General features: G+C 42.1%; 14 protein-coding genes and 1 pseudogene. 12 read left to right on the forward strand and 3 right to left on the reverse strand.

Annotated elements, in window-relative coordinates; all coding sequences use genetic code 11:
* The first annotated feature begins 17 nt into the window (after window positions 1–17).
* From BLS28_RS20125 to BLS28_RS20175, 12 genes and pseudogenes are all read left to right on the forward strand, one after another.
* Window positions 18–887 (forward strand): DUF8464 domain-containing protein, encoded by an 870-nt coding sequence (locus BLS28_RS20125; RefSeq protein WP_091171718.1) that lies wholly within the window; start codon window positions 18–20, stop codon window positions 885–887.
* Entirely contained in the window at window positions 884–1,438 is a 555-nt protein-coding gene (locus BLS28_RS20130; RefSeq protein ID WP_256337492.1) for a plasmid mobilization protein, read from the forward strand. The genes BLS28_RS20125 and BLS28_RS20130 overlap by 4 nt, the downstream gene beginning before the upstream one ends.
* Entirely contained in the window at window positions 1,435–2,499 is a 1,065-nt protein-coding gene (locus BLS28_RS20135) for a relaxase/mobilization nuclease domain-containing protein (RefSeq protein ID WP_091171720.1), read from the forward strand. Before BLS28_RS20130 ends, BLS28_RS20135 begins: the two co-directional genes overlap by 4 nt.
* A gap of 36 nt (window positions 2,500–2,535) precedes the next feature.
* The gene (locus BLS28_RS20140; protein WP_091171722.1) at window positions 2,536–3,021 is read left to right on the forward strand and encodes a hypothetical protein; all 486 of its coding nucleotides are present in this window, start codon (window positions 2,536–2,538) and stop codon (window positions 3,019–3,021) included.
* 104 nt (window positions 3,022–3,125) lie between these two features.
* Window positions 3,126–3,518: a hypothetical protein gene (locus BLS28_RS20145; RefSeq protein WP_091171724.1), complete on the forward strand. Its 393-nt coding sequence runs from the start codon at window positions 3,126–3,128 to the stop codon at window positions 3,516–3,518.
* A 41-nt stretch (window positions 3,519–3,559) separates the two neighbouring features.
* The gene (locus tag BLS28_RS20150; protein WP_176844525.1) at window positions 3,560–4,963 is read left to right on the forward strand and encodes a zeta toxin family protein; all 1,404 of its coding nucleotides are present in this window, start codon (window positions 3,560–3,562) and stop codon (window positions 4,961–4,963) included.
* A gap of 97 nt (window positions 4,964–5,060) precedes the next feature.
* Window positions 5,061–6,031: pseudogene (locus tag BLS28_RS20155) on the forward strand (IS481 family transposase).
* A 1,542-nt stretch (window positions 6,032–7,573) separates the two neighbouring features.
* The gene (locus BLS28_RS20160) at window positions 7,574–9,151 is read left to right on the forward strand and encodes a cysteine peptidase family C39 domain-containing protein (protein ID WP_091171730.1); all 1,578 of its coding nucleotides are present in this window, start codon (window positions 7,574–7,576) and stop codon (window positions 9,149–9,151) included.
* A gap of 142 nt (window positions 9,152–9,293) precedes the next feature.
* Window positions 9,294–9,497 (forward strand): hypothetical protein, encoded by a 204-nt coding sequence (locus tag BLS28_RS30580; RefSeq protein ID WP_143020827.1) that lies wholly within the window; start codon window positions 9,294–9,296, stop codon window positions 9,495–9,497.
* An 87-nt stretch (window positions 9,498–9,584) separates the two neighbouring features.
* Complete coding sequence (locus BLS28_RS20165; protein WP_091171732.1) at window positions 9,585–11,141, forward strand: TlpA family protein disulfide reductase; 1,557 nt, start codon at window positions 9,585–9,587, stop codon at window positions 11,139–11,141.
* A 1-nt stretch (window position 11,142) separates the two neighbouring features.
* Complete coding sequence (locus BLS28_RS20170) at window positions 11,143–13,314, forward strand: peptidase domain-containing ABC transporter (RefSeq protein WP_091171734.1); 2,172 nt, start codon at window positions 11,143–11,145, stop codon at window positions 13,312–13,314.
* 54 nt (window positions 13,315–13,368) lie between these two features.
* On the forward strand, window positions 13,369–14,670 hold the full coding sequence (locus BLS28_RS20175) for an HlyD family secretion protein (RefSeq protein ID WP_091171737.1): 1,302 nt from the start codon (window positions 13,369–13,371) through the stop codon (window positions 14,668–14,670).
* Between the two features lie 148 nt (window positions 14,671–14,818).
* Here the strand turns inward: BLS28_RS20175 and BLS28_RS20180 are convergent, their stop codons facing one another.
* From BLS28_RS20180 to BLS28_RS20185, 3 genes are all read right to left on the reverse strand, one after another.
* Entirely contained in the window at window positions 14,819–15,385 is a 567-nt protein-coding gene (locus BLS28_RS20180) for an NmrA family NAD(P)-binding protein (RefSeq protein WP_218134480.1), read from the reverse strand.
* Window position 15,386: 1 nt separating this feature from the next.
* On the reverse strand, window positions 15,387–15,560 hold the full coding sequence (locus BLS28_RS31610; protein WP_369596635.1) for an NmrA family NAD(P)-binding protein: 174 nt from the start codon (window positions 15,558–15,560) through the stop codon (window positions 15,387–15,389).
* Between the two features lie 293 nt (window positions 15,561–15,853).
* Window positions 15,854–16,975: a hypothetical protein gene (locus BLS28_RS20185; RefSeq protein ID WP_091171739.1), complete on the reverse strand. Its 1,122-nt coding sequence runs from the start codon at window positions 16,973–16,975 to the stop codon at window positions 15,854–15,856.
* Window positions 16,976–17,219 lie beyond the last annotated feature (244 nt).

A 17,219-nucleotide genomic window follows, 5' to 3' on the forward strand; every position in this document is an offset into this window, starting at 1 on the left:
AACAAATCTTTAATCCTATGCGCAAAATGAATTGCGACGAAGCAAGGCAAATTTCGATAGTCGATTATCTGGCACAATGCGGGTTCCGGCCACAATATATTAAAGGGGTTAACCATTGGTATCTCTCTCCGATCCGGGAGGAAAATACAGCCTCTTTTAAGGTTAATACCCAACTCAATGCATGGTTTGACCACGGCATGGGGGTCGGTGGGAATTTCATAGACTTGGGTATTCGGCTACATCAATGTACAGTAGAACAATTATTAAGCCGGTTAAGTGCCGGAGATCGCTCTCTTTGTTTTCACCAGCGGGTAAAGGAAACGGAGGCTGAACCAGAGCATAAAATAAAGATCATCCAGGCTGGGGAATTGCAAAACCTGACATTGGTAAAATACCTACATGAGCGTGCAATAGATTATTACACGGCTAAAGCATGGTGCAAGGAAGTACTGTTTACATTGAACGAGCAGCGTTACCTGGCTATCGGCTTTAAAAACAACTCGGGTGGCTACGAACTGCGTAATGCACAGCTTAAATTATCCTCGTCCCCCAAAGATCTGACCTACATCGATCAAGGAGCAGACACGGTTCACGTATTTGAAGGCTTTACAGATTTCCTGTCTTTGCTAACACTAAATGGCCGCGATATGCCTGGCGATTTCCTGGTGTTGAATTCACTCAGCTTTGTGGGCAAAAGTTTGGAGATTTTGCAACAACGTCCTGCTGCCAAATTGTACCTGGATCACGATAAGGCGGCAGCAAAAGAGATGGCTTTCATTAAGCAAACAATTCCGAATGTAGAGGATGCCAGCCGCTTTTATAGCGGCTATAAAGACCTTAATGCCTATCTCAAAATTCAGCAGCAGAGTAGGGGGTTGGGCTTATGAAAGGCATCGGCATGGCAGCATCGGCAATTTCGTTTTTTGCGGAGCCAGCTATGTTTCGGCCCTGCCGAAACTCGCTGGCCCCCCTTCATGCTATCGCATTTGGGGGGATTAGGAAAGAATTTATTAAGACAGATTTATGCTTTATCAGCTTGGATTTTAAAGTAAGTCAAATGGAGAAGGAGACACAGAAAGTAAGAGTAGTAAACAAGGGTGGCCGCCCGAAGGCGCAAATAAAAAGAGATTGCCAGTTGACGGTGATGTGTAATATCATAGAGAAAAAGATGATACAGGCCAATGCCAAACGCGCCAGGACAAACGTATCAATTTATCTCCGTCAAGTAGGATTAAATGGCCGGATAACCGTGAAGACTTTGCCGAAGGAAGTGTTGCAATTTACCGGCACCCTAAATCACATGGCGGCCAATTTAAATCAGATCGCCAGGAAGCGGAACAAGGGTGAAGACTTAAATACGCTCGACAGAGCATTGTTGAACCAGGAAGTCAGAGGCTTGCAGAGTATAGTAAAAGAGGTTAAAAATTATTTGGCATGATCGGGAAAATCACTACAGGTAAAAGTTTTCGCGGCTGCATGAGCTACCTGCATGAAGGCCGGTTGCAGGAGAATGAGAAACAGCAAAAGCTGGAAATGGAAAAGAAGCAGGCGGAGGTCATTTATTACAACCAGTGCTTTGGCAACAAGAAAGAATTGATCCGGCAATTTGTAGAGGTAGCGCAGTTGAACCCAAATGTCAGCAAGCCGGTGTTCCACGCCAGTATCAGTTTTGACCTGGCCGACAATGGTAAACTCAGCATACAGGATAAGATCGATATTGCCGAGGGACTGGCCAAAGAGTTTGATTTTGCAGATAGACAATACGTAGTGATTACCCATGCCGATACCGAGCATGAACACCTGCATATTGTTGCCAACCGGATCGGTTTAGAGGGGCCGACCGCGAGCGACAGTAACAGTTATCGGCGCATGGCTGAATATTGCAGGCGGATGGAACAAGCGTACAATTTGACCAAAGTGCTGAGCCCTAACAAATTCCTGAAACCAGAGCAGCGGGTAGCGCAAAGCCAGCGGGTGGATCAACGCAAGGAACATTTAAAAGCACATTTGGCGAAGGCCGTTAAGCAATGCAAAAGCGTAAAGGAAGTCAAAAGCTACATGGAGCAGAAAGGCTATCAGGTGGAACTTGGGCGAGGTATTGCTTTTACCGATCAGCAGCATGTCAGGTTCAAAGGCAGCCAGGTTGGTTACAGCCTGGCCGACATCGAAAAGAAAATTCGGCAGGAGCAGACACAGCGGCAGGTACAGCAAATGCAGCCTAAAAACCAGGCCCGCGATCAACGTCAAGCTTATGGGCAGGAACAACCCAAAAGTTTGGCCGATCAGTTACGGGAAGTGATTAGCGAGAATGAGCAAAAAGAGCAGAAAACCTATTTGAAGCGGGAACCGGAAACGCATTATTTAAGGGCAGCCCTGGCAGCTGGCGGCGAATTGTTTGCTGGCCTGCTTCAAAATATGCCGGAAGAAGAACCGGAAACGCCAAGCAAAAAGAAGAAGAAAAAGTTAGGCCAGGATCAAAGCTACCACATAAGCAGGTAGGAAAATTGAATTGTAAAACCATTAATTAATGATAATATGAAGAATGAAGCAACAGCAATCGATGAAGTGACTATGACGGATATGCTCAAAAATATTTTCGAGCATGAAGAAAAAATGCAGAAATACATGGAAACCCGGGCAGTAGAGATTAAGGAAAAAGACACCATGATCGAACGATTGTTCACTGAAAGCAAGAAGCAAAAAGAAGAATTTGCAACCAAGCTGGCCAATATGAAAGTGACTGCGCCAGCACCTGATCTGTCCGTGGTAAAGGAAGCCATTACTGCCGGGCTTGCAGGCATCACTAAAAGCATGTCTACAGACTTTGTTGCGATCAGAGAGACGATCAACAGAGGCCCGGCCCCGATCACACGGAAACTTCAGCTATTCTCAGATGCAAAAACGCCTGAGCAATACAAAGCGGTGCTTTCATGGATCGTCTTTGGATTGATTGGGCTGGTAACATCGGTCGGCACCATTATGCTGATCTGGCACTATATGAATTTAACCCACGTCCGTTAATTCAATTCTGCTATGAACCCATTAAATATAGGGCAGCGGTTTTGGCGGCTGCCCTATCAAACAACCAAAAAAATTAGTAAATTTGATTAACGATGGATAAGAGTATGGAAACACAAATTTTGACAGACGAAAGCGGTGAACCGACAAGAGTGGTGATGGATTACCAAACCTACGTTGAAATGTACCGGCAATTAAACCTGCCATTACCCCCTGCTAAAACCGTACAGGCGCGCAATCCGCTCGATTGGTATACCAGAACTGAAAGCGCTAACTCTATATTAAACGGATTGGTAGCACTGGCCTCGCGGGAAAAAATGAAAGAATCTGAAAAGGCCAATCCCGATCAGCAGCGCATCGAGGAATTGCTGGCTTTACGCAAAGAGGCTATTGAGGCGGTAAACAACAATGATAATTTTTCCAGCCTGGAGCGGATGGATCAGGTCATTGAAAAATACGGTCCTATTTTATTAGCGGAGAAAAAAAAAATCCCGATTTAAGTTCAGAGTATGGAGTAGACCGAACCGAGTCCTTAAAGAACTTGTACGCGCGCTCTGAACAACGGTTTGACAAAATTCAACAGATCATTATTGAAGATAACACGGCTATTGCTAAACCATCCGATAGCCCTGTGGTCATTGTCTTAGGTGCCCAGCCTGGTGCGGGCAAAACAGAGTTAGAAAGAATCGCCAGGGCCGAATTGGGCGGTAATATTATTAATTGTAATGCAGACTTGTTCAGAGATTATCACCCTGACGCCCATGAGATCAAATCCCGCTTTGAATCCTACTATCCTTCACTTACTGCCAAATACGCCCAGGATTGGAATAATGGTTTGAGGGCTTACTGCGAAGACAACCGGCTTAACTATATACTGGAAACAACGTTTTCGTCTGGCCCAGAGATGAATAAGACCATCGATGAACTTCAACAAAAGGGCTACCGTGTAGAGATTAAGCTGCTGGCTATCCATCCCCGGCTGAGTTTGTTGGGCACCCACCTGCGCTTTGAGGACATGAAGTCCCAGGAGAAAGGTGACAGAATGGTCGGCAAGGAAGTGCATGACCAAAAATATGAGATGGTTGCGCCCACCCTTTATACTGTACAATCTGCCGCATTGTACAACAGGCTGCAAATGTATGGCCGTAGCGTTGAACCCGTTGAAGGTTCCTTTAAGTTAGGGGTTTATCTGATCGCTACCAATCCGCCCAATCCCTTGCAGCTGTTCCAGGATGAAATTGACCGGAAATGGTCGCCGGAGCTTTCAGCAAGTTTTAACCAGGGTGTTCAACAGGCGGTTCATTTAATGCAGGCCAGGAACGCCGCTGAGCAGGAGATTAAAGGTTTCCTGAAAGACATGCAGAGTGAATATCCCACCCAAAAACAATTGCAGTTGCAAATGGAGCAACAAATAAAGGAGCAGGAATTTGCTGAGCAGCTTAATAAGCGCTTGGCGGGTGAGTTGCCACATATTAATATTAATGGAACAGATTTTACCATAGACCTGCGGTTGGGCGAGTTACGTGAAACAAAAGCACCGGGAAACAGCATCCAATTGCACCAGATGCAGGCCGGGCGTGCAGGCGAAGCCTATCTCTTTTTCTATCATACGCAAAAACATACCGTTTACGATCCCCCGGCCAATATCAAATCACTGCCGAAAAATGTTGTTGTAGTCGAAATTCCCGTTGAAGCAAAGCTCGATCCGGTAGGTACGGCAGAAATACTTGAGGTTGATATTAAAGAATTTGTCAAAGCCCACCCTATTCAAAACGAGTTGACTGCTGTGGTTAAACAGCTTTTTCAATCTGCCTTACCAGAACTGATCCAGCAAAATTTGAGGAAGGAGGAACCAAAAAGGCAAGAACAAGATCAAAAAAAAGGCAGGAACCCCGACGAAGATTTAGACCAGGGACTTGACTGGGCTCCTAAAATAGGCCGTTGAAATAAGATGTGTGATTCATAGAGATCCTTTCCATAACTTTATGTTGAAATGATGGAAAAACCGTTGGTTTTACCACATTTCAACATAAATAACAACAATGAACAATGAAGTAAAAAAACGCCTTGAGTGGGTTAAGCTTTACGAATCTATTGGCGTGGCAGGTGTTGTTTGCATGCGTTGCGGTATCAGCCGTCCAACACTTCGAAAATGGATTAAAAGATATAAGGAATTTAGTATTGATGGCCTTAATGAACACAGCAGAAGACCACATAAAATATACACTCAGATAACCTTAGAAGATGAGCAGCGAGTTCTTGATTTAAGAGATAAGCGAAAGCTCGGTCACCGTAGCATTGCCAACGAAATGAAGCGTTTATACGACCGATCTTTGTCTACAGCTACCATTCATAAGATACTTATCAAGAATAATAAACAGTACTTAAAACTAAGACGGAACTACCGCAAACGCTTACATCGGTATAACAGGCCAATACCCGGCGACCGAGTCCAAATGGATGTTTGCAAGATAGCGGGCAAGCTTTATCAATACACTGCTATTGATGATTGCAGCCGTTTTAAGGTTGTTGAACTATTCCCCAGACGAACAGCAACAAATACATTGAAGTTCCTTGAAACAGTAATTGAACAGATGCCTTTCCCTGTACAACGTATTCAAACGGATAGAGGTAACGAGTTTTTCGCCTATTCATTTCAGGAAAGGCTTATGGAGTACGGCATTAAGTTTCGGCCGATAAAACCACGATCTCCCCACCTCAATGGAAAAGTTGAAAGAACCCAAAGAACCGATCTTGATGAATTTTATTCTACCGTTGATATTAAGAATCCAGACCTGCCTAATCTGCTTTCACAATGGCAATTTCACTATAATTGGTTTAGGGCACACAGCTCTTTAAAAGGAAAATCCCCAATACAAGTGATTAATGAACTAGCTGATAAAACACCTGTATGGGATGAGGTTAGTAGCATGTATGATCCTTTGAAAGAAAGAATTAAAGTCCAAAATTATTGGCTTGATTCTAAGCTATATAAGTGAAACGATGTCTGTAAATCTCACAAATAAGATCACTATAACACGAAAGGGTTAATGGCTATTTCAATGAAAGCAAATCACAACGCGCGAAGCGCGTTGTGATTTGCTTTCATTCTTTGAACAACTGATATTTGCAACAACCGGATGGCTTTACAGGCTGCTGTGATGTTAGTTGTGATTTGCTTTCATTCTTTGAACAACTGATATTTGCAACAACCGAATTATCACCCCACCCTGTACCCCTGCTGTTGTGATTTGCTTTCATTCTTTGAACAACTGATATTTGCAACAACCGGATGGCTTTACAGGCTGCTGTGATGTTAGTTGTGATTTGCTTTCATTCTTTGAACAACTGATATTTGCAACAACCAAGGCCATCACCATCATTCATGCTGGTTAGTTGTGATTTGCTTTCATTCTTTGAACAACTAAGGTGCAATAATTGCGCTTAATCGAACGATAGGTTGACAAGTTTTTCTGTACTACCGATAAATAAAGTCCGACAAATAGCCATTAACATAAATGTTCATTTCCCCGCTTAACAACTGGATGCAGCAAGCTAAAAAAGGGTCAAGGGTGGTGTCTGCCAAAAAACTAAACACGACACCATTTACAAGCCCTTGACGCTTTTTTAGTGGCGCTAACTTTGTGGCTTGCGGTGAGATGAAAAGCTAAAACCCAGGTATTGTTTGAAAGTTATAAATCTGGTTTATCCCGCTTTCGCCAAAGAGATTTGATATGCCGGATTAGCTTTGCGATTTGCCTATCTAACCAAAAGTATTGAGTGCTATACATTTTGTAAGCAACAATTAAAATGACTATAAATATTGCCCAATCAGAGATTCCCATACGGCATTAATAGGTAATGCAATATAAGCTGACCAGTAATCTCCTTAAAACATCGGACCTGCTTGGCCGCGCTATCCGACTGTACGGCCTCGGAAAGAGGCCTTTTTCCAAACTTTACACTCACAAAAATAGCTTGCTGAAGAGAGCCCGATCAGCCCGAATAGGAAAACGGAAAATAGCAATTAAGGACATATATTTCTTGATTTTAATTTAAAAGGCTGGTAATATTACATATTGATTTAAATTAAAATAGCTGTAATAATTATTAAATAGATCATGTTGTGTGCATTTAAATAGTAATTGGCATGTTAATTTATTGTATAATAATTAACATAATACACTTGCAAATAAATTTATTATACCTATATTAGAACAAGTAAACTGTAAAGTAATCATATTTGAATACCATCTAAATAAATAAGACCTGAACCGCCATTCTCTTAAACAAATATTATATGGACAATTCTGCTTTTCTATAGTTATATATTTATCAACAAAAATGCTATCATTTAGCATCACTATTATGATAGTAATTGTGAAAGTGGAATTTGCTTCCCACGGCTATTTGCATTATCACGAACTTAAATGGTGAATACCGGTAAGCCCGTATTCTCACATTTTTGTCAAAGTAAATATTCATCCGATCGCTAAAAAAACAGCCATTTGATGACTAATATTTACCCAAATACTTAAACCACCTTATCGACTGCATGAAAAAGGACAATATCACCTTCATAATTTCAAAATTTGCTAACTTATTAAATGTTAAGATAAATACCCAGACCATTTACGAAGAATTGCTAACCCATCCTGATTATCCAAGTTTATTAGCTGTAAGCGACGTTTTGCAAGCTTTGCAGGTTAACAACGCCGCTTATCGTGTGGCTCCCGATCAGCTGTCCTTAGTCCCCTTGCCTTTTATCGCCCATACGAACGGAGATGGCCAGGGCAGTTTTTTAATTGTTCATCAAGTAGATAAAGAAAAAGTAACTATTTCAAACGAAAAATGGAATAAACGTACATTATTGTCAGATGATTTTAAGAAAATGTACGATGGTGTGGTTTTAACGGCTGAGCCGTCTGTAAATAAAATTTCGCCAGGTATTTTCACAAACTTAAACTCATTTAAAACCGTCGCGATTGTCGCCGGTTTGCTGGTTTTATTAGGCGCCTTCCTTAGCTTACATACCGCTTATTTTAGTAATTTAAGCTGGCAATCAGGTTCTCTTACACTTTTTAAAAGCGCCGGCCTTTTTACGTCCGTTCTATTGCTCATTCAGTCCATAGATAGCAGTAATCCGCTGATACAAAAACTTTGCCAGGGAAGCGGTAAAACAAATTGCAATGCCATTCTCTCGTCGAACGCAGCGCAGGTATTTACAGGGCTCACCTGGAGTGAAGTAGGCTTTTTCTATTTCACGGGTACCTGGCTGTTATTCATATTCGGAAACGGATCGGTTGCCATATCGCAGATGCTCTTAGCCTTAAACGTTGTTAGTTTACCTTATACATTTTATTCTATTTATTACCAGTCCTCTGTTGCTAAGCAATGGTGTTTATTGTGTTGCACCATACAGGCTTTGTTATGGCTGGAATTTATACCGCTAATTGCATCTTTTCATAGGCCTGCAGTTATACCATCTTATACAGAATGGATCGACTTGTTCTGCGCGTTATTATTGCCTTTTTTGTTATGGAAACTTTTGAAACCACTATTGCTGCAGGCACAACAGGTACATTCTTTGAAACTTCAGCTACAAAAATTCAAATATAATCCTTCCTTATTTAAAAATCTGCTCACCGATCAACCCAAATATGTGCAGCCTGCCGAAGATTGGAGTATTGTATTAGGAAATGTAGAGGCGGGCAATATCATTACCCTAATCACAAATCCCTATTGTTCACCATGCGGCAAGGCGCATAATCAATTACATGACCTTCTTGAACAGAATCAGAATCTCCAGGCCCGGATTGTCTTTACCGCCAGCAATCATGAAAGTGATATCCGAACACCGGTAAGTCGTCACCTGATGGCGCTTAGCAGCCTGGCAAATAAGGAAATTGTCAAAAGGGCCTTGTTCGATTGGTACCGGCAAAAGCAGAAGAATTATGAAGCATGGGCTAAGAAATACCCTGTAGAACTAAATGAACTCGAATACAATAAAATAAGTAAACAAAAGGCCTGGTGCCGGATGGCGGAGGTTACTGCGACGCCGACAATATTACTGAATGGTTACCGCCTGCCGGATATGTACCAGCTTCCGAATTTGAAATACATGCTTGATTAAGCGTTGCGATACTTTGGCCAAGTAAAGGAACATGCACTTTAAAATACATGTTGCCCAATCGCCGGGGCATGGTTTCGGCACAGTTATTCAATATTACCTCATTACATTTATGTCACAATTCAGTAGATTAACAAGAGCTGAGATGAAAAACGTTTTAGGCGGTACTGCTCCACCGCCGACAGGACAAGGAAGCTGTTCTTATTTCGGATCCTGCGCCACTTGGCCTACCTCAAGTTATGACCCGGACAACACTATTTCTGCTACTATACAACAAACCGTAGCCGACGAATGGTGCGAAGGCCATGACTGCTGCACCAACGTGGATTGCCCAGGTGCTGTAGGGTAAAATTTATAATTAAACTAAGCAGGCTTGGCGATCAGTAAATTGGTCGTCAAGCCTCTTTTTTCTGGTACTGTGAATTAATGTCGTCCTATGAGAATAAATACTGCCCGATACCTGTTTCTAAACCTCTTTCTGCTGCTGTTTTTTTCCAAAGCCTATTCTGCGGATATTATCATCAAGTATATTGTTGAAAAAGACAGCAGCATTCGTTCCACTCACAGCGTAAGTGACTATTTGCTGGGAATCGTAGAAAACAACTATGATAATATTGAACAAAACGCGCAAAAGAATGTGCCATCGGTCAAAAAGATCCTGTTTAATTCAGCTAATGAGGAAATCGTTCTGATTAAATATAAAATCAATAGGTACGGTACGTTTTTTATCACTGACTTTTATGGTCACGAAGTCTTGTTGGATCCTTCAATTACTCATGACACCATTGTACTCAATGTGAACTTAAACAGATTTAAAAAGCAATCGGGTGCAAAAAAAAATCTTCTTTATTTAAACGATTCGGTAAGCAGCACCAAATTCTATATTATCAAATACCCCCCAAAGTATAAGTACATGGGCTTCTTTGACACTTTAGCTTATTTGCATGGGGACCTGCACAGTGGAGGAGGCCACTATTCTTTTAAGGAAATGAATCATCAGCTTGATAAATACCTTTCAAAGGTTAATGCAGTTTACTTTGACCGGGTTAAGTTTTATAAAAGTTTTATCTCCCAAACCCGAATGCCCGCCAAGCTTAAGTACTATGCTTTGAAAGAAATTCAATATAGCTATTATAATGATTTGCTGGACCCGCTTCTGAACTGGGATGCTTCCCTGCTTGGATCATATCCTGATGCGTTACGGGATACGATAAAAAAAATAGGCCGGGGCCTGAATAATAAAGATTTGTTTGAAAATATAGCCGCTTATCGTGGCGTGGTGTTCAGTTATGTTTATTCGGGCCTAATAACACCTCCGTCAAGATCATTTAGGGAGAAGCCGGATAGCGCCTACTTGCTTAACAGGTCCGACTACGCTGTCAGAAACCTCAGAGGCTATTCGCAAGGATATTTATTAGCTTCACTGATGCGGCTTGCTACTCAAATTAATTCAGTAAATACCTTCGAGCTCCTGTACAGGGAATACGACCATGGAAGCTCCTTAGCCGGGGTCAACAGATACACGGACTCATTAAGGACTTTAATTTTAAAGTCCGGAAACTTAGCCCCCACCGAAGTCCTCAATTTGAATTTTGAAACCGCGCAAGGCGAAAACCTTAAACTTCAGACGCTTCTAAATAAAGATCTGATTGTGGTGGATTGCTGGGCAACATGGTGTATTCCATGCAGAAAGCAGGAACCTTTTTTATGGGAGATCGCTACGAAATACAAGGACAGGGTACAATTTATCTCTATTTCAGCCGATCAATTAAAATCAAAATGGGATCACTGGCTGCTCGGTAATAATAGTAATGGCCTATTACAACTCCACGCGGCAGGTGGCTTCGAAAATGTATTTTTTAAAAGGCTAATGATCAATGCGATCCCCAGGTATATATTACTATCCAGGTCGGGGCAACTGCTAAATCTGGCGATGCCGTACCCGCAAGATAAGGATGCTTTTGAAAAGGAGCTCCAACAACACCTAAACTAATATGCGTTTTCAATTTTATAAACAACCGGACCAGATGGACTGCGGGCCGACCTGCCTGCGCATGATTGCCAGGCACTATGGCCGGAATTTTACCGTCCAAACGCTCAGGCGGCTTTGTGAGATCAATAAAGAAGGTGTTTCTTTATTGGGCATCAGCGACGCCGCTGAAAAAATCGGCTTCCGTTCCATGGGGGTTAAACTCAATGCCGCCCAGCTGAAAGATGCAGAGCTGCCCTGTATCCTGCACTGGCGGCAGAATCATTTTGTGGTATTGTACAATATAAAGAAGCATAAGTATTACCTGGCCGATCCCGCTGATGGTATGGTCGTGCTTAATGAAGCCGACTTTAACAGGAACTGGCAAAGTGATGCCGGGAGTGGCATTGTGCTTTTATTATCCCCTACGCCTGATTTTTATGAACAGGAAAATGAAAAAGGTAACGAAGTACGATGGTCGTTCCTATTGCGTTATCTGATCACCTACCGAAAACTGGTCATCCAGTTATTTTTTGGGCTCGGTATAGGAAGTATGTTACAGCTAATCGCTCCATTTCTAACCCAGTCTATTGTCGATATCGGCATCAATACACGCAATCTTAATTTTATATACATCGTTCTTTTCGCGCAAATTGCGCTGATTATTGGCCGCGTCAGTGTGGACTTTATCCGCTCATGGATATTACTGCATATCAGTACCCGTGTCAATATCTCCATCCTTACTGATTTTCTGATCAAATTGATGAAACTGCCCATTGGTTATTTCGATACCAAAATGACCGGTGACATCATGCAGCGGATGAGCGACCAAAAAAAAATAGAGGGGTTTTTAACCGGCTCTACCTTGAGTACACTATTCTCCATGTTTAACCTGCTTGTTTTTTCGGTCGTGCTGGCATATTACAACGCAACCATATTTTTCGTTTTCGCAGTCAGCAGTACGTTATATACAATATGGATAACCCTATTTTTAAAACGGCGCAGGGCTCTTAATTATAAGAGCTTCGAGGTATCGGCCAAAAATCAGGGCAGTATAGTGCAACTGATCGGTGGTATGCAGGAAATTAAACTAAACAACTGTGAACAACAGAAGCGCTGGGAATGGGAACATATCCAGGCCCGGTTATTTAAGTTCAGTGTAAAATCCCTTGCACTCAGCCAATATCAGCAAGGCGGAGCAACATTCATCAACGAAGGGAAGAACATTTTGATCACTTTTCTAAGTGCGCAGGCAGTGATCAGCGGTAACCTGACCTTAGGGGCTATGGTTGCTGTACAAAGCATTGTAGGCCAGCTCAGCAGCCCTATAGAGCAGTTGTTGGGATTTATACAGGGCTTCCAGGATGCCAAGATCAGCCTGGAGCGCTTGAACGAAATTCACCAGATGGACGATGAGGAGCCTGTAGGTAAAGAATGGAGCCACACTTTGCCGGAAAACAAAAGCTTAACGCTTAATAATCTTACATTCAGCTATCCCGGTGCCGGGAATGAACCGGTACTGGAAAATATTGAATTAGTTATTCCTCATGGTAAAACTACAGCCATTGTAGGTATGAGCGGCAGCGGCAAGACGACTATAATAAAACTGCTCCTGCGCTTCTACGAACCTCAAAAAGGTGATATCAAGGTTGGCGGACAGCAGATTGGTAATATCGCGTTTAAGACCTGGCGTGGTCAATGTGGCGTAGTCATGCAGGATGGTTTTATTTTTTCAGATACCATAGAACGCAATATTGCCGTTGGTGATGACTACCCGGATAAAGCTAAACTAAGGCATGCCGTAAAAGTGGCCAACATACAGGATTTTATAGATGGCCTGCCTTTAGGCCTGAACACCATGATAGGTGCCGAAGGTAATGGTATCAGCCAGGGGCAACGACAACGGATGCTGATCGCCCGTGCCGTTTATAAAGATCCGCACTATATATTTTTCGACGAAGCCACCAATGCACTGGATGCTAACAATGAGCGCGTGATCATGGATAACCTGACCCGTTTTTTTGAAGGGCGCACGGTAGTCATCGTTGCGCATCGCCTAAGCACGGTAAGTAATGCCGATAACATCATTGTTTTGGATAAAGGACGCATTATTGAACAAGGTACCCATAACCAGTTAACTGCCCTGAAAGGCGATTATTATAAATTGGTCCGGAACCAATTGGAACTGGGAACATAACCGTAGGGGGACACAGACAAAAAAACTTTAATTACCGGAATAAAAGCTAAAAGCATGCCAACTACTTACAGCAATAGCAATGGACAAGCCAGGCATACCGATGCCATGCAGGATATTATTACTACCGTACCATCATGGATATTGCGCTGGGGCATTATGCTGTTTGGCGGTGTCCTGATCCTGGTGATTTCTTTGTCGGCTATAATAAAATACCCGGATATCGTCAAAACACAGCTTAAAATAGAATCGCCCAACTCCCCCAAACCGGTTGTCGCTAAAATATCCGGCAAACTGATAAAGTTGTTGGTTAAAGAAAACACGGCTGTTGTAAGCGGACAAGCTTTGGCATACATTGAAAGTACAGCTGATCATGACAAAATATGGAGCCTGGCATTAAATTTAAAAGAACTGCAAAGCCAGGTGCTCCAGGGAGAGCCTGTCAACCAGGTACTTTTTTCACAGTCTGATAATATCCGGTTAGGTGAATTACAGTCTTCGTACCAGGTTTTTTACCAGGAATATTTAAATTATAAATCCGCTATTAATGATGGATTTTATTTAAAAAAGAAAGCTTTCCTGCGAAATGATTTATCAAACCTGGCCGGACAAATACAACAATTAAATCAGCAAAAACAAATTCAGCAACGCAATTTGGTAATTGCGGATGATGATTACCAAATGCATAAAAAACTGGCGCAGGAAAGAGTAGAAACCCCTGCAGAACTAAGGCAACAGGAAAGCAAATACCTGGCCCAGAAATCGCCGCTGGTGCAAACCGGATCGTCCCTGATCGCTGCTAACACCAATTATTCAGCTAAACAAAAAGAGATCCTTGAGCTGGATAACCAGATCAGGGAAGAAAAGGCTAAATTTTTACAGGCGCTCAATAGTTTAATTAGTCAGGCTGAAGACTGGAAAAGTAAATACATTCTAACCGCATCACAGGCCGGGAGGCTCTCCTATGCCGGAATTGTACAGGAAAATCAAGTAGTTAATACAGGGCAGGAAATTTTTAATATTAATCCAGGGAATGAAGCCTTCTTTGGTCAAATGGCCATTCCCCAGGATAACATGGGTAAGGTCAGGGAGGGGCAGGAAGTATTGATCAAGCTTAAAAGCTATCACTTTGAGGAATACGGGATGATCCGGGGAAAGATAAGCTACATTGCAGATGTTCCTTTTAAAGACAGCGTGTTTGTTTCAAGGGTAGATTTCAAAATTAAAAATGGCTCGGATATGAAAAAAACAGTCCATCTTAAGCAGGGGATGGTTGCGGATGCGGAGGTCATTACACAGGACGCAACGATCCTGCAAAGGATCATCTGGAATGTTTTTAAAGTAATGAATAGTAAATAGTGATAAAATTGATCGATTGGGGCATGGCATAATGCAGCAACGCTTTAAGAAAAAGATAAGCTTAATCTTTCCGCATAGATAAAAAGCAGGACTTTTATTCCCTATTAAAAGACCTGCCAATATCAGCCAGGTAAAAGGGGTAGGCAGATCAGAAGGACAGCCTTTGACCCTGCCATTGTGTTGTGCGCAGGAACTGTTCCCAATTGAGCGCGTCCGGGTTAATTTGCCTGCTCCAGGTCAGGTCCCGGTCTTTTTGGAAATATCCATATTCGACGGCATAGGCTACCATCCCTAAAATCTCCCGTACAAGCCCTTCATTTGAACTGAACTCCGGGAAATGCTGTAGCAGCCCCTCCCGTGTAAAAGCAGTTTCATATATAGCCTTTTTGCCCGTTACCCTTGTAAAGGTATCTACCATCTCCCCGGGTGTGATCATTTCGCCGACAACAGGTAATGATTTTCTTGCATATAGATCAGGGTGAGAAAAAATCTCTAGGATCGCAGGGCCTGTAGCCGTGAGGGGATCAACAAAAGGGGCCCGAAAATCTTTGGGTGAGTAAATCGGGAATACCAGCGTATCGTTTTTAATAACGGGTGTATAAAATTCAATGAGGTTGGTGTAAAAGAAAGCCATATAAATAAATGAGCTTTTAACCGGTAACGTACGAATATATTCTTCGATCCTGGCTTTATCTGTAAAGTGCGGAGCAAACATTTTACCACCTTGTAATCTTATCTACATTTTCAAGGCTGCTGAAGATAATATGCGGTACCCCGGCTTCAACGGCAGCATCGGCTAATTGCTTGCCTAACGCTAACTCATGAGTGGCCAGTGGAATAATGCCCGGTGTCATCAGAACCACACCTTCTGAACCACGAAATGCTTCAATAAATTCTTTCTTGTATTAAGCACTTTTTAAGACATTATACAATCCAGCGCGGTCAAATCAACGAAGAAGATAAAGAGTACAAAGAATTGAAGAAAAAATACGATAAGTTCATTAAAACCGAACAATTCATCGATCTGACGTTAACCTACGATTTTGAGTAACCTCCTCAATTTTTTGTTATACATGAAGTTAACGAACTTAGTGAACGGATGATAACAGTGCCTTTTGAAGCACGCAAGGCAAAGTTTTAATTTAAGGCGATAAAATTTTAAAATTCTTGTAATAGTTTTTGTTCACTTAACTATTGGCCATATACTGGAACGATACCCTGTCGAGCCGTCTTCTGGCAACGGAGTTCGGCCATTAAAATCATACTCCGGTATAAATACAGCTTCCCGCTGTAAAATATAGTTAACTAAATCGTAGGACAATTGCAACTTCATAGCCCGTCTAATGGCAATAATCAAGTATCCGATGTCAATCATATCAGTAAACCAGCCAGTCAATTCCTCGAGAGTAACAGTGAGAGAAGGCGGATCGAAATGCATTAGATGATTACGTAAACTGCGCAACCTGTTACAGGCTGGTAGATACAATTCTGCACTTAATGTATTTCCTGAAATCTGATAAATCCATTTTAGCTTATCCTGGAACCGACGGCCGTGGCGCACTCCTAAACGCCCTGGGTCAAATTTCCAACCGGGTAAAGGATCATACTCCGCTTTAATATAGACTTGGTTTAACGTGATTTCAACAGCAGAAATTACATCGCTGACGAGCGCTCTAAAGTCGAGAAAGTAATCAGGCGTCAATGATAGATTGGAGTTGTTGATCAAACTTTTTCGGGTGCGAATGATCCTTTTCAACATGATTGGCAGCATCGTACTAAACGAACGACCTTCTCTATCTAGCCTTGGCTTGATCGGATAATTTGGCCCATAAAATTGCTGCGGTGTGCCATCCACAATCTGAAGCACGCGGTCCTCTTTTTTTGCACCACGAAATTGCACGTTAAAAGACATATCCAATGTAAAATCCATCCATTGGCACTCCATGGCAAGCAAACCGAAACGATAAGGGTCAAAATCACCATGTTCGCGTATCGACGCCGCTACTTTGAGATAATTGAATTGTCCCGAAATGTGTAATGCGTTTTTATCATCTACCTGAGAAACTGTAAAAAGTCGTTGTTCTTTTCTCCACTTATTTCTGGGTTGATAATCCTTGAAAAAATGTTCTATAATCATAAAGGCGGCTTCAGTAACAGCTCCCGGACGAGAATTCTCGGAAAATTGTATATAATGGTGTTGATTATCATCAGGAATTTCGGAATCGTAATGCCTAAGTCGGTCTTCTACCGTGAATTTTAGTTTTTTCCCTTCAGAATCAATACTTGTTGTCGCCGAGCCTTTCATTACCATAAATTTTTAATTACGTACCCTAACCCGCCACCTCAATCGTTATCTCAATAATACCCATTATTAACTTAAAGAAAGCTATATAGGCTTAGGTTTCTTTTGCTACTTTTCTTTGAAAAGAAAAGTAGTCCGGGAAACTCGGTTCAAGCCCAATGTTAGTAAGCAAGAGCAGTTGTATATAAAAAGTTCAAAGGTCGACGACATTAATGTCGTTGACCTTTTTCTTAGCTGGAGAGTCGTT

It is taken from the genome of Mucilaginibacter gossypii, from assembly GCF_900100945.1.
In the GTDB taxonomy this organism is placed as follows: Bacteria; Bacteroidota; Bacteroidia; order Sphingobacteriales; family Sphingobacteriaceae; genus Mucilaginibacter; species Mucilaginibacter gossypii.

Coding starts and splice junctions, on each gene's coding strand:
- BLS28_RS20185 (WP_091171739.1), bottom strand. CDS start 16,975: ATGAAAGGCTCGGCGACAACAAGTATTGATTCTGAAGGGAAAAAACTA.
- BLS28_RS20160 (WP_091171730.1), top strand. CDS start 7,574: ATGAAAAAGGACAATATCACCTTCATAATTTCAAAATTTGCTAACTTA.
- BLS28_RS20145 (WP_091171724.1), top strand. CDS start 3,126: ATGGAAACACAAATTTTGACAGACGAAAGCGGTGAACCGACAAGAGTG.
- BLS28_RS20170 (WP_091171734.1), top strand. CDS start 11,143: ATGCGTTTTCAATTTTATAAACAACCGGACCAGATGGACTGCGGGCCG.
- BLS28_RS20180 (WP_218134480.1), bottom strand. CDS start 15,385: ATGTTTGCTCCGCACTTTACAGATAAAGCCAGGATCGAAGAATATATT.
- BLS28_RS20140 (WP_091171722.1), top strand. CDS start 2,536: ATGAAGAATGAAGCAACAGCAATCGATGAAGTGACTATGACGGATATG.
- BLS28_RS20165 (WP_091171732.1), top strand. CDS start 9,585: ATGAGAATAAATACTGCCCGATACCTGTTTCTAAACCTCTTTCTGCTG.
- BLS28_RS20130 (WP_256337492.1), top strand. CDS start 884: ATGAAAGGCATCGGCATGGCAGCATCGGCAATTTCGTTTTTTGCGGAG.
- BLS28_RS20125 (WP_091171718.1), top strand. CDS start 18: ATGCGCAAAATGAATTGCGACGAAGCAAGGCAAATTTCGATAGTCGAT.
- BLS28_RS30580 (WP_143020827.1), top strand. CDS start 9,294: ATGAAAAACGTTTTAGGCGGTACTGCTCCACCGCCGACAGGACAAGGA.
- BLS28_RS20175 (WP_091171737.1), top strand. CDS start 13,369: ATGCCAACTACTTACAGCAATAGCAATGGACAAGCCAGGCATACCGAT.
- BLS28_RS20135 (WP_091171720.1), top strand. CDS start 1,435: ATGATCGGGAAAATCACTACAGGTAAAAGTTTTCGCGGCTGCATGAGC.